The following is a 13,884-nucleotide window of genomic DNA, read 5'->3' as shown; positions in this document are numbered from 1 at the left end:
ACATGCTTGATTTTATAGCTTTTGTAGCCGAAAGGAATCGAAAAAAAGAGCGCACAAAATCCCCTCATCTGAAAGCGTTTCAGATTAAGTTCCGCTAGGGTGGAAGTTAGTGTGAGACGTTTGAATGGGGTTAAAGATTAGTTTTTAGAACTTATGTTGAAGTAATGTAGACGACTGGCAGACGTCTTCTGCAGGTATTTTAGAAATACCGAGAAGCTTAGGAATCTCTTCTCCATAGGTAAAGGTAAAGAGTTCATAGGATGACTTTCCATTTAAAGCAGCACGTTTGACGCTGTTGACATGAGAGCAGACGAGATTGATGTCCTCTTGAGTTAAATTGTCAAAAGAAGTTCCCTTAGGTAGAATGTCGCGAATTAGCGTGTGATTTTTCTCAATTCTGCTTTTCTGGTCAGAGCGATTAGGGTCACAAAAGAAGAGTTTACTCTCTCCTCGCACATCCATTTCGATGTCATCAACCCTTGCAAACTCTCCACCATTATCGGTAAGAATGACAGGAAAGAGTTGACAGAAATCTTTATCAGCTTGGTGAAGAGTGTTCTTGATGTCATAGAGGTGTTTGGTAACCTCAAGGGCAGTTTTATTATCCAGCAGTCTAGCGAAGATAAAGTTACAGAAAGAGAGATTGAAGGTGAGTAGGACTTTACCTCCCATCCTGCCCAGGACTGTATCCATTTCTAGCCAAGAGTCTAGTTGATTCAGTGCTAAATAGTTTTGGAAATCCTCATAGGAACGGCCTTTTTTAGCTTCTTTAGGGATGGAAGGTAGCTTACTTTTTCTTCTTTCTTTGAATTTAACGGCTCTGGCTAGGTCAATAGGAGCGATAGATAGGTATCCTTTTCGGATGTGTCGATAGACAGTTGAGGAGCTGACATCAAGGTTATGAGTTTTGAGGATATGATAGATGTGTTGTCCCTTTTTAACCCCATCAGAAATGACTTTGTCCATGTCCCAGAAGGTCTTGGAATTGAGGGGAGTTCCTTCACGAGCTTCGACAAGAGTTTGTTCGTATTGTTTTTGAGCTTGTTTAGCGAGGTAGAAGATCTTCTTATAGCCACAATTCTGTCTTCTTTTAGGGCAACCATTACAGACAAAGGGAGCTTTGTCGAGTAGAGGGCAAGGAAGGTTGTTAGAGGTAGAGTCTCTAATTTGTTTATTTCGTTTGACTTCTTTAGAAACAGTGGTTGGGTCTTTTAGAATAAGTTGCCCGATAGCTTTGAAGGTTTCGCCGCGCTCTAAGCCTAATTGGATATCATTACGGTCTGAAAGGGTAAGATGTTTATGTTTTGTCATAGTAGACCTCATTTCTAACTCAAACGTCTCACACTTAATTCCACCATAAAAATCCGTTTTAGACTAATTTCCACTTTGGTCAGGCAAGTGGAAGTTACTTTGAGAAGTTACGCTTTTTTCAGAAGAAAGCGAATCGCTTATTTGAAATTTTTTCCCCTCTGTTGGATAGTCCCGTCTATCTATGTTATAATGAAAGAAGGATTTAAAATCGGAAAAGGAGTATCTATGCTTAAATTAGGTGTCATCGGCACTGGCGCTATCAGCCACCACTTCATAGAAGCAGCCCATGCTAGTGGAAAATACCAGCTGGTCGCTGTCTATTCTAGGAAACTTGAAACCGCAGCAACCTTTGCTTCTCACTATGAGAATATCCAACTATTCGATCAATTAGAAGTCTTCTTCAAATCTTCCTTTGATGTGGTCTATATTGCCAGTCCAAACTCCTTGCATTTTGCTCAGGCAAAAACTGCCTTGTCTGCTGGTAAACACGTCATTCTTGAAAAGCCAGCTGTCACTCAGCCACAAGAATGGCTAGACTTGAGACATACAGCTAAGAAAAATCGCTGTTTTATCTTTGAAGCAGCTCGGAATTACCATGAAAAAGCTTTCACTATCATCAAAAACTTTTTAGCAGACAAACAAATTTTGGGAGCAGATTTCAACTATGCCAAGTATTCTTCCAAGATGCCTGACTTGTTGGCTGGGGAGACACCAAATGTCTTTTCAGACCGTTTTGCTGGTGGAGCTCTTATGGATTTGGGGATTTATCCTCTCTACGCTGCCGTTCGCCTTTTTGGAAAAGCTAATGACGCGACTTACCAGTCTCAACAGCTTGACAATAGCATTGACCTAAATGGTGACGGAATTCTCTTCTACCCAGACTTTCAAGTTCACATCAAGGCTGGGAAAAACATCACTTCCAATCTTCCTTGCGAAATTTACACAACAGATGGAACCTTGACCCTCAACACGATTGAGCATATTCGCTCAGCTATTTTTACCGACCACCAAGGAAATCAAGTCCAGCTCCCTATCCAACAGGCTCCTCATACAATGACTGAGGAAATCGCTACATTTGCACAGATGATTCAGCAACCAGACCAGACACTCTACCAGAATTGGCTGGATGATGCAGGCTCTGTTCATGAGCTACTATATACCATGCGCCAGACTGCTGGCATTAGATTTGAGGCAGAAAAATGAAAACCAAACTACCGACTGAATGGCAAGAACTGAGTGACCAACTCGGTTTCCAAGAATTCACCCCCATTCAAACTCAACTATTTGAGCCCCTTCTTGCTGGAGAAAATCTTCTAGGAGTAAGCCCAACAGGAACAGGTAAGACCCTAGCTTACCTCCTACCAAGTCTTCTCAGACTACAAAAGAAAAAAGCCCAACAACTCTTGATTCTAGCACCAAATACAGAACTTGCTGGACAGATTTTCGATGTATGTAAAACGTGGGCTGAAGCTATCGGCTTGACTCCCCAACTCTTCTTATCAGGTTCAAGTCAAAAACGACAAATTGAACGACTCAAAAAAGGACCAGAAATTCTGATTGGAACCCCTGGCCGTATCTTTGAACTAATTAAATTGAAAAAAATCAAGATGATGAATGTGGAAACCATCATCCTGGATGAATTTGACCAATTACTAGATGATTCTCAGATACACTTTGTAGAGAAAATCACTCACTACGCACCGCGTGACCACCAACTGGTCTACATGAGTGCCACGACCAAGTTTGACCAAGAAAAGATTGCGCCGAATACACGTACCATTGATCTCTCTGATCAAAAACTGGATAATATCCAACATTTCTACATGCAGGTAGACCAGCGTCACCGAGTGGATATGCTACGAAAACTAGCTCATGTGGAGGATTTCCGCGGTCTGGTCTTCTTTAACAGCCTATCAGACCTTGGAAGTGCAGAAGAAAAATTACAGTATCGTGATATCTTGGCTGTTTCTCTCGCTAGTGATGTTAATGTCAAATTTAGAAAAGTCATCTTAGAAAAGTTTAAAGATAAGCAACTAACCCTACTCCTTGCAACTGACCTTTTGGCTCGAGGGATTGATATCGATAGCCTAGAATGCGTCGTAAACTTTGATGTTCCTAGAGATAGCGAAACCTACACACACCGTGCTGGCCGTACTGGTCGTATGGGCAAGGAAGGTTATGTTATTACTCTCATCACTCATCCAGAAGAAATCAAAAAACTTAAAAAGTTTACAAGCGTACGTGAAATTGTCTTGAAAAATCAAGAACTCTATATTAAATAATCCCCCATTGCTCTATACACATCTAGTGTATGGAACTTTTTATGTAAGCAATTCAATTTTATACTCTTCGAAAATCTCTTCAAACCGCGTCAGCTTCGCCTTGTCGTATGTATGGTTACTGACTTCGTCAGTTCTATCTACAACCTCAAAACAGTGTTTTGAGCTGACTTCGTCAGTTCTATCTGCAACCTCAAAACGGTGTTTTGAGCTGACTTCGTCAGTTCTATCTGCAACCTCGAAACCATGTTTTGAGCTGACTTCGTCAGTTCTATCTGCAACCTCAAAACAGTGTTTCGAGCAGCCTGCAGCTAGCTTCCTAGTTTGCTCTTTGATTTTCATTGAGTATTAGTTCAATATCTGAAAAAAAAGAACCTTGCAAAGCAAGATTCTTTTAGTGTCTGACTTAAATAATTGTTCTTCTGGGAACTAAATCGAATTAAGCTTCGATTTCTGTAACCATACCTGAACCAACAGTACGTCCACCCTCACGGATAGAGAATGTAGTACCTTGTTCTACGGCGATTGGGTGGATCAACTCAACGTCGATTGTCACGTTATCACCAGGCATTACCATTTCAGTACCTGCTGGAAGTTCGATTGAACCTGTAACGTCAGTAGTACGGAAGTAGAATTGTGGACGGTAGTTGTTGAAGAATGGAGTGTGACGTCCACCTTCTTCTTTAGTAAGGATGTAGACTTCACCTTTGAATTTAGTGTGTGGGTTGATTGAACCTGGTTTAGCGATAACTTGTCCACGTTCGATTTCATCACGTTGAACACCACGAAGAAGGACACCTACGTTATCTCCGGCAAGACCTTCGTCAAGTTGTTTACGGAACATTTCAACACCAGTAACAACTGCTTTTTGAGTTTCTTCTTTGATACCAACGATTTCGATTTCGTCGTTGACTTTAACGATACCACGGTCGATACGTCCTGAAGCAACTGTACCACGTCCAGTGATTGAGAATACGTCTTCGACTGGAAGAAGCAATGGTTTGTCAGTGTCACGTTCTGGTTCTGGGATGTACTCATCAACTGTGTTCATCAATTCCATAACGATGTCTTCGTATTTAGAGTCACCTTCAAGAGCTTTAAGAGCTGAACCTTGGATAACTGGAAGATCGTCACCTGGGAAGTCGTATTCTGACAATAGGTCACGGATTTCCATTTCAACCAATTCAAGCAATTCTTCGTCGTCAACCAAGTCAACTTTGTTCATGAAGACGATAAGGTGTTTAACACCAACCTGACGTGAAAGAAGGATGTGCTCACGAGTTTGTGGCATTGGTCCGTCAGTTGAAGCTACTACAAGGATAGCTCCGTCCATTTGAGCGGCACCAGTGATCATGTTTTTAACGTAGTCCGCGTGTCCTGGAGCGTCGATGTGAGCGTAGTGACGTTTTTCAGTTTCGTACTCAACGTGCGCAGTGTTGATAGTGATACCGCGTTCGCGTTCTTCTGGAGCAGCATCGATAGACGCATAGTCTTTAGGTTGGTTAACTGATGAAGGCAAGCGACGTGCCAAAACAGTTGTGATAGCTGCAGTTAGGGTAGTTTTACCGTGGTCAACGTGTCCGATAGTACCAATGTTAACGTGTGGTTTACTACGATCGTATTTTTCTTTTGCCATTTGAGTAAAAGCCTCCAATAAAATATATTTTATAGATAGACAGTAGGCAATACAGTCTAACTTTCCTTACTATTTTATCAAATTTCAGCTAAATTGCAAGTGTTTTACAACGTTTTTGTGAATTATTCTTGGTAAAAATTTAGCTAGCTAGTAGAAAGTACTAAATAGACTTATCCTTCAAGGAGTTTTCACCATTATTCATCCACTCACTTGCTGAGAATGCAAACAGTCTCTGGTTTATACTACAAAAGCAAACTAGGAAGCTAGGAAGCTAGGTAAAAGTTACTCACAACATCGGTTTAATACTCTTCGAAAATCTCTTCAAACCACGTCAGCGTCGCCTTACCATGGGTATAGTTGAGACTGGTCAAAAAGTCTTTGAAATCAGAAAAACATATAGTATCAGGTCTTGAGAACCCTTGCTACTATGCGTTTTATTGTGGGAAGATTGACTTCATTTTCTCCTAAAGTCGAGTTTTTGCCCAACCTCTTCATCTACAACCTCAAAACACTATTTTGAGCTGACTTCGTCAGTTCTATCTACAATCTCAAAACTGTGTTTTGAGCAACCTGTGGCTAGCTTCCTAGTTTACTCTTTGATTTTCATTGAGTATAAGATTGCAGATAAAACGATAAGGACGTCGGTCGAAAATAGCCCCCTAATCGCTTATTTTATAGTAAAATGAAATAAAAACTGAACATTTTGTTGAGGAAGGCAAATCAATTCCTCACAATGTTTGAGAAAGAAGGGCGGACTATTCCAACTTTACCCCACTATAAAGCAGACTTACAAGATAGGGAACCCATCACCGATAATATATATAGTAGAATGAAAACTGCACAATTTGATTGGGGAATTCAAACCAATTTCTCACAATGTTTTAGAAACAAGGAGCTATTATTTCAACTGCAAGCTACTATAGCCCATTAAAGCTGAATAGCCTACTGAGACTTCTAAACAACTGCTGGAGAGGAGTTTGTTTCGATTTTCTTTCATTTCCCTAAAAAATCAAAAAAAGAGAACCAGTATGATCCTCTCTTACTTATAGATGGTGCTCACTCAAATGTTAAAGGAGCTATTTCTTAGAGATAAAGGAATTTGAATACAGCTACTGCCGCAATTGCTGCTGCAATAGGTGCTACTACTGGTACCCAAGAATACCACCATTTTGAATCGCCTTTATGCTCACCAAGAACTGATTTTGGAAGGAAAGCATGAAGGAGACGTGGTCCCAAGTCACGAGCTGGGTTCAAGGCAGGTCCTGTAGGTCCTCCAAGTGATGTTACCAAGGCCATAACGAGGAATCCAAGTGCCAAGTGAGCCACAGAAAGTCCTGAAGCAGTGTGTGGAGCCACCTGTGCTTTAATAGCCAAGTCAGAAAAATCAACTGTTTGTCCTGCTTGTGTTGCCATTTGTTTCATGTATTGAAGCACTTCAGCACCAAAGAAGTTTTTAGTCAAACCAAGAGCTGCAAAGAACAAAACAAATGAACCAACAAACTCGTTTACAAAACCATTAACAGTTGCTGCATAGCGACTTTCTTTTGTACCATGGTCAATACTTGAAATAGTTGAGAAAGTTCCCAAGATGTTATTTGAGTTTTCAGTTTTCAAGTAGAATGGGCGGTGTGTTGCCACAACCAAGGCTTGACCAAAGATAGCCCCCAAGACTTGCGCGATAATGTAAGGTACCACTTGTGCCCAAGGGAAAAGACCGCTAACTGCAAGTCCTAGAGTGAAAGCAGGGTTGATGTGGTTCCCAGATACGTTACCAAACATCAAGGCTGGGATCATAACCCCCATACCATAACCAACAGCGATGACGATCCAGCCACTTTGGTGACCTTTCGTACCTTTAAGTTCAACGTTGGCAACTGCACCATTCCCAAGAATGATCAAAATGGCAGTTCCCAAAAATTCAGTGGCATACTTTAGTGCCCATGTGAAATCCATTTGCTAGATTCTCCTTAAAATTTTTTAGATATTCCTTATTTTATCAATTTTTACCCTATTTAGCAACTAGTTTCTGGAAAGATTTTTTAAAAATAATACTCTTCGAAAATCTCTTCAAACCACGTCAACGTCGCCTTGCCGTAGATATATGTAACTGACTTCGTCAGTCTTATCTACAACCTCAAAACGGTGTTTTGAGCTGACTTCGTCAGTCTTATCTGCAACCTCAAAACGGTGTTTTGAGCTGACTTCGTCAGTCTTATCTGCAACCTCAAAACGGTGTTTTGAGCTGACTTCGTCAGTCTTATCTGCAACCTCAAAACGGCTATCTTGGGCTAGGTAAGACAGAGAAATATCTTTTTTCTTATTGATTTCTCAGCTAGTTGGCTCCTCTTCTCCAACTAAAATCTTCAAAAGAGTAGACTTACCTGCACCATTTTTCCCAACAAGGGCAATCCGATCTCGTTCATCAACCTGCAGGTTGATATTATCAAAAAGAACCTCTCCTGCAAAAGAACGTTCAATTTTATTAGCTTGTAAAATAATCATACAAGTAGTATAGCATGTTTCCCTAAGGCATTCAAGACAATCGTCTTAACCCAAATATCCTAGAAAAACCGGCTCTGCTTATTCTTGGTATTAAAAAGTATTTGGATTATAAACTCTACTTATTTTTTTGCAAGATAGCTAGCTAAACATTTTCGCTCGTTTACAAGAGTGACTCAAACTCAGCGACAGTCATTCCTAACTGCTGGCTGGCAAATTCAGAAGTTAAAACATGTTGACGAACCATGTCTAAGAAAGCAAAAAGTTTTCCACGTTCTAAACCCTGTTCAAGACCCTCAGATCGTCCTTGTTCAAGACCACGTTCTAAACCTTGTTCTAAACCTTTTTCAATACCTTCTGCCCTAGCAGTTTCCAAGGCATAGTCCTGTGCTAACAAGGCTTGTTCTTCTCGCATACGTAGTTGACTAAACATTTTCCTGTCCTCCTCGGACCAGCTCTTGTAGTCTAGCAGTTGATCTGCTTGGCTGATGGCTCGCTCGGGTTGCTGGGTAAAGGGCTTGTTCCCAAAAAACTCCAACCACGGCTTGCGAACCTCGTCTTTGCTGGTTTCTCTGTATTTTTATTATTCTTATTTACAATGGTCTTTCAATAGCTCCTCAAACTCAGCAACTGTCATTCCTAACTGCTGGCTGGCAACCTCAGATGTCAGAAGACCTTGGCGAACGAGATTTAGTAGCATAGACAAACTACCTTCAACTTTTCCACGCTCCAGTCCTTGTTCAAGACCACGTTCTAAACCCTGTTCAACCCCCTCAGCCCTAGCGGTTTCCAAAGCATAGTCCTGTGCTAACAAGGCTTGTTCTTCACGCATACGTAGTTGACTAAACATCTTCCTGTCCTCCTCGGACCAGCTCTTGTAGTCCAGCAGTTGGTCTGCTTGGCTGATGGCTCGCTCGGGGTGCTGAGTAAAGGGTTTGTTCCCAAAAAACTCCAACCATGGTTTGCGAATGCTATCTTTGCTGGTTTCTCTATATTTTTTTAATTCCAAGAATGCCATCTTGACTAGATGGTTTTCTTGTCCGTTATTGGTAATGGTTAAAACCTCACCTGTCGTATCCTCTCGCATACTAAAACTGTGAAAAGCCAAGTCATCTGAGAAGTAATTACTATCGACAATTGCGATAGCGTATACTGGTGCGATGTGTTTATAGCTCTGGTGTGTATCACCTTCACGTTGGCGAATTTTTTCAAGATTTTGATTGACCTGACTGCACAAGTAAGCCCACAAACGATTGATGAAAAAATTCTGATGATGAACCTGAATTTCGATGATAACTTGCGTACCATTATCCAACTCCGCCAAAACATCTATACTTGTATAGAAATCCTGTGCCGAGTACGGTAAGGAAGGCAAGACGTGAATGTTGCTTCCCTCCAAAATGGTCACATTTTTGGCTGGTAAATCCAGCATATCGCGAATAAATTGACAAGTGATTTCTGGATTGCTAAAGATTTTCTTAGCAACCAAGTCATTGGTTGGGCTAATGCCCGGATGACGTACAGTCATGTTTGCTCTCCTTTCATTATAGCACATTTTTTAATCTAATTTACTAGATTCGATGCTTCTATCTATTTATTCGGAAAAGAAAGTGAAAAGTTCAAACTTTCCTAACAAAAAAGATAGCTAATCTCTTTTCCATCAAGAAATTTAGCTATTCTTTTTAATTGTTTTCATATCGTATAATATTTACAGATTTCTCACTCATGTCTTGCCAACAACGCTTCAAACTCAGCCACGGTCATGCCTAATTGCTCACTTGCAACCTCAGGTGTTAGAAGACCTTGGCGAACGAGATTTAGTAGCATAGACAAACTACCTTCAGCTTTCCCACGTTCAAGTCCACGCTCCAGTCCCTGTTCAATACCTTCCGCCCTAGCTGTTTCCAAGGCATAGTCATGAGCGAGTAAGGCTTGTTCTTCACGCCTGCGTTGTTCACTAAACATTTCCCTATCCTCCTCGGACCAGCTCTTGTAGTCCAGCAGTTGGTCTGCTTGGCTGATGGCTCGCTCGGGTTGCTGGGTAAAGGGTTTGTTCCCGAAAAACTCCAACCATGGTTTGCGAATGCTATCTTTGCTGGTTTCTCTATATTTTTTTAATTCTAAGAATGCCATCTTGACCAGATGGTTTTCTTGACCGTTATTGGTAATGGTTAAAACCTCACCTGTCGTGTCCTCGCGCATACTAAAACTGTGAAAAGCTAAGTCATCTTGAAAATAATTACTATCCACAATAGCTATTGCGTATACTGGTGCGATGTGTTTGTAACTCTGGTGGGTATCACCTTCTCGTTGGCGAATTTTTTCAAGATTTTGATTGACCTGACTGCACAGATAAGCCCACAGGCGATTGATGAAAAAATTCTGATGATGTACCTGAATCTCAATAATTACTTGCGTCCCATTATCCAACTCCGCCAAGACGTCTATACTGGTATAAAAATCCTGCGCCGAGTATGGCAGGGAGGGCAAGACGTGAATGTTGCTTCCCTCCAAAATGGTCACATTTTTTGCTGGCAAGTCCAACATATCGCGAATAAATTGACAAGTGATTTCTGGATTACTAAAGATTTTCTTAGCAACCAAGTCATTGGTTGGGCTGATGCCCGGATGACGTACAGTCATGTTTGCTCTCCTTTCATTATAGCACATTTTTTAATCTAATTTACTAGATTTGATGCTTCTATCTATTTATTCGGAAAAAGAGTAGAAAAAACAAAAGAAATTCAAACTTTATAGCAAAAGGAAATAAACTCTGAACAAATAAGATAGTAAAGTCGAATCAATTTCTAGCAATGTTTTATAAGTTATAATGTTCTGTTCTGAATTTAAGATAACATATAATTTAAAGAGACTGGACCAAAACTCAACTTCCGGAGAAAATAAAGTAAATCTTCCCACAATAAAACGCATAGTCTCAAGTTTTGAACACCTGATACTATGCGTTTTTCTGATTTGGGAGGCTTTTTCTCAGCCTCTTCTTAATCTTATACTCAATGAAACTCAAAGAGGAAACTAGCCGCAGGTTGCTCAAAGTACTGCTTTGAGGTTGTAGATAAGACTGACGAAGTCAGCTCAAAACACCGTTTTGAGGTTGCAGATAAGACTGACGAAGTCAGTTACATATATCTACGGCAAGGCGACGTTGACGCGGTTTGAAGAGATTTTCGAAGAGTATTAGCTTTTCTCCACCCCACTACAGTTGACAAAGAGCCAAAAAAGAAGATGACGAATCATCTTCTTAAAAACTATGAGTTTTTAGTCTTCTTTTTTCTTGAAGAATCCTAATCCTAGACCAGCTAACAAGGTCATGATACCAGCGCTAGCCAAGCTAGCATTCGCTTCTGTACCTGTGTTTGGCAATTCTGCTTTATCAGATGTTTTCGTAGATGTTGCACTATCTACTGTCTTTTCTGATGTAGCTGTAGCCACTGCTTCACCTTTTTGTTCTGAAACTTTAGATGGTGCTGGGCTTGCAGCCTGTTCTGGACTTGGAGTTTGGTCTTTTGGAGCAGGAGTTTGAGCTTGCTTGGTTCTAAACACATGAACTGTCAAGTTATCTCCCTCACGGTGACTCTCAACAAATTCATAGCCTGGAACTTCACCTGCTTCTTGTTTATCAACTGATGGCACTTTCAAGTCTTTTCCGTTTTCATCGCGCCATACTGTACGAACCGCTGGAGTTTCAGCTTTGTTTGGTTTTTCTGGCGTTGAAGTTGATGGCGAACTTGATGGAGTCATTGGATGACTAGTTGAGCTTTCTGGTGAGCTTGGTGTTCCATTCGCTACTTTCTCAAATGTATGCGTTAAAATACCTTCTTCTAAGCGACTTGATAGCCACTTGTAGCCTGCAATCTCGCCAGCAGGTTGTTTGCCATCTACTGGTTTCTTAAGTTCAGTTCTTGCTCTATCTACCCATAGCGTTACTGGATACTCTGGGTTTGCTTCTTCGATTGATAAAGCAGCGTATACAAACGGAGTATAACCACTCGTTTTATGCTTGGCTTGAGCTTGGACTTTTTCTTTATTGACAACTGACTCTCGTGGAATGGTTACAGTACCTGTTTTCTTGTCTAATGTAACATTTTCAGGTTGTTTGTCTAAGCTCCATTCTCCGTTAGTTTGCTTGGTAAGTTTAAGAACTTCCTCACCAGAGCCATCACTCTTAGGATAAGTGATTTTGACCGTATCCGCATCTTTCTTAGGTGCTTTGACCTCGATACTTGCTTTATTTGGTTCTTCCACAATAGCGATAGTCGGCGGAGCTACCTTAAGATCTGGTTGGTCTTCAGGCTCAGATGGCTGTCCTGGTTGAGCTGGTGCTTCCTCAGGAGCGGTTGGTTGTTCTGGTTGTGGAGTCTCCGGTGTTTCTTCTGGTTTCGGTTGTGGAGTCTCTGGTGTTTCTCCCGGTTTTGGTTGAGTTCCACGTTTAACAACTTTCGTTACTGGATCTGTTGTTACTGTTTCTGGTTCATTTGGTGTTACTTCGCCTGTAGTTTCGTTTAGCTTATACGTTGTTGTCGTAACTGTTTTACCAGCTTTACCAGCTACTTCAACATGTTCTTCACCTTCTGGGATATTGTCATCGCGTTCATAACGTGTTGGGTAATCAATCGGTGTTTCTACAACTTTTGGTTGAGTTCCACGTTTAACAACTTTCGTTACTGGATCTGTTGTTACTGTTTCTGGTTCATTTGGTGTTACTTCGCCTGTAGTTTCGTTTAGCTTATACGTTGTTGTCGTAACTGTTTTACCAGCTTTACCAGCTACTTCAACATGTTCTTCACCTTCTGGGATATTGTCATCACGTTCATAACGTGTTGGGTAATCAATCGGTGTTTCTACAACTTTTGGTTGAGTTCCACGTTTAACAACTTTCGTTACTGGATCTGTTGTTACTGTTTCTGGTTCATTTGGTGTTACTTCGCCTGTAGTTTCGTTTAGCTTATACGTTGTTGTCGTAACTGTTTTACCAGCTTTACCAGCTACTTCAACATGTTCTTCACCTTCTGGGATATTGTCATCACGTTCATAACGTGTTGGGTAATCAATCGGTGTTTCTACAACTTTTGGTTGAGTTCCACGTTTAACAACTTTCGTTACTGGATCTGTTGTTACTGTTTCTGGTTCATTTGGTGTTACTTCGCCTGTAGTTTCGTTTAGCTTATACGTTGTTGTCGTAACTGTTTTACCAGCTTTACCAGCTACTTCAACATGTTCTTCACCTTCTGGGATATTGTCATCGCGTTCATAACGTGTTGGGTAATCAATTGGTGTTTCTACAACTTTCGGTTTTGTTCCTACTTCATAGATGTCATCGTCTTTATCGGCTGTGTCCCCTTTGTTGACATGAATACGATAATACTTAGATAGTACAACACTACCATCTTCTTTCACAACATTTTCGTCTGCCTCTGGATTAACTTCTATCGGTTTATTAGCCTCTACAATAGTATCCCGACCATCAATCACACCATCAGCGTTATCGGGTTTTCCATCGTTATTACTGTCATATTTGTCAGCAATATTCGTTACCCCTGCATCAACACGATGAGGGTATTTAGGGTCAATTTCACTTATTCTAGGTTCCTTAAAGCCTGACCCATCTGTAAGATCATCACCTGCATGCTCATTTATAGTATCAGCATCAGCTCTTTTATACTCAGGATCAATCTGATCATCTTCATCTTTATCGTATAATTTCTCAAATAATGATCCCATAGGCTTATCTTCAAAATGGTCGTTTATATCAGTTTCTTCCAGATTTTCACTTGGTTCAGCCTTTAAAATAAAACTTCTACCATCCTTACCTTCATGTATCAGTCTTGGCGTATGATCTTCAACCTTATCATTTCTTACATATTTTTTACCTTTAGGCACTCGAACTTCATACCCATCATCATTAGATGCGAAATCTGCAATATTAGTCTCTCCGGGGCCCGATTCACCATCTGAAGCATAAACTGTAACATTTGGTGCCATGATTGCAACACCACCTAGGGTAATGACAGTAGCCACCACACAGGAACCGAAAACTTTTCCGATTTTGCGTAGAGCATATTTTTTATTCTTAGTTGATTGTCTTGACATATTTTCTCCAATTTTACTTTTATTTTAGTTTCTAGGTTGTTGACTCCGAGC

Annotated in this window: 9 protein-coding genes and 2 pseudogenes; 2 read left to right on the top strand and 9 right to left on the bottom strand. The window is 40.7% G+C overall.

What is annotated here, in order from left to right; all coding sequences use genetic code 11:
- Positions 1-144: 144 nt before the first annotated feature.
- The gene (locus ACLV7Q_RS03805) at positions 145-1,311 is read right to left on the bottom strand and encodes an IS30 family transposase (RefSeq protein WP_411865986.1); all 1,167 of its coding nucleotides are present in this window, start codon (positions 1,309-1,311) and stop codon (positions 145-147) included.
- A gap of 225 nt (positions 1,312-1,536) precedes the next feature.
- Here ACLV7Q_RS03805 and ACLV7Q_RS03800 point away from each other — a divergent pair, with 225 nt between their 5' ends.
- Positions 1,537-2,514: a Gfo/Idh/MocA family protein gene (locus ACLV7Q_RS03800; protein ID WP_175880916.1), complete on the top strand. Its 978-nt coding sequence runs from the start codon at positions 1,537-1,539 to the stop codon at positions 2,512-2,514.
- On the top strand, positions 2,511-3,593 hold the full coding sequence (locus ACLV7Q_RS03795) for a DEAD/DEAH box helicase (protein ID WP_218757859.1): 1,083 nt from the start codon (positions 2,511-2,513) through the stop codon (positions 3,591-3,593). Before ACLV7Q_RS03800 ends, ACLV7Q_RS03795 begins: the two co-directional genes overlap by 4 nt.
- A 39-nt stretch (positions 3,594-3,632) precedes the next feature.
- On the opposite strand, the gene ACLV7Q_RS03790 is transcribed toward ACLV7Q_RS03795, so the two are convergent.
- The 8 genes and pseudogenes from ACLV7Q_RS03790 to ACLV7Q_RS03755 form a co-directional block, all read right to left on the bottom strand.
- Positions 3,633-3,932, bottom strand: a complete 300-nt coding sequence (locus ACLV7Q_RS03790; RefSeq protein WP_225904745.1) for a hypothetical protein — start codon at positions 3,930-3,932, stop codon at positions 3,633-3,635.
- Between the two features lie 97 nt (positions 3,933-4,029).
- A complete protein-coding gene (gene tuf, locus ACLV7Q_RS03785) occupies positions 4,030-5,226 on the bottom strand; it encodes an elongation factor Tu (protein ID WP_001040724.1) in 1,197 nt (398 codons plus the stop codon).
- A 1,083-nt stretch (positions 5,227-6,309) separates the two neighbouring features.
- On the bottom strand, positions 6,310-7,179 hold the full coding sequence (gene gla / locus ACLV7Q_RS03780; RefSeq protein ID WP_112444212.1) for an aquaglyceroporin Gla: 870 nt from the start codon (positions 7,177-7,179) through the stop codon (positions 6,310-6,312).
- Positions 7,180-7,487: 308 nt separating this feature from the next.
- Positions 7,488-7,728: pseudogene (locus ACLV7Q_RS03775) on the bottom strand (ATP-binding cassette domain-containing protein); the annotation flags it as partial.
- A gap of 160 nt (positions 7,729-7,888) precedes the next feature.
- Positions 7,889-8,305, bottom strand: a pseudogene (locus tag ACLV7Q_RS03770) (flagellar assembly protein H domain protein); the annotation flags it as partial.
- Between the two features lie 9 nt (positions 8,306-8,314).
- The gene (locus tag ACLV7Q_RS03765) at positions 8,315-9,253 is read right to left on the bottom strand and encodes an Rpn family recombination-promoting nuclease/putative transposase (RefSeq protein ID WP_218757862.1); all 939 of its coding nucleotides are present in this window, start codon (positions 9,251-9,253) and stop codon (positions 8,315-8,317) included.
- A 191-nt stretch (positions 9,254-9,444) separates the two neighbouring features.
- Positions 9,445-10,368, bottom strand: coding sequence for an Rpn family recombination-promoting nuclease/putative transposase (locus ACLV7Q_RS03760; protein WP_218757863.1), 924 nt, complete (start codon positions 10,366-10,368; stop codon positions 9,445-9,447).
- Positions 10,369-11,001: 633 nt separating this feature from the next.
- Positions 11,002-13,833, bottom strand: a complete 2,832-nt coding sequence (locus tag ACLV7Q_RS03755) for a G5 domain-containing protein (RefSeq protein ID WP_411865985.1) — start codon at positions 13,831-13,833, stop codon at positions 11,002-11,004.
- Positions 13,834-13,884 lie beyond the last annotated feature (51 nt).

It is taken from the genome of Streptococcus mitis (assembly GCF_965111725.1).
Taxonomy (GTDB): domain Bacteria; phylum Bacillota; class Bacilli; order Lactobacillales; family Streptococcaceae; genus Streptococcus; species Streptococcus mitis_DV.
Note: the sequence above shows the minus strand (reverse complement) of the source record. Positions and strands in the feature narration are given on the sequence as shown.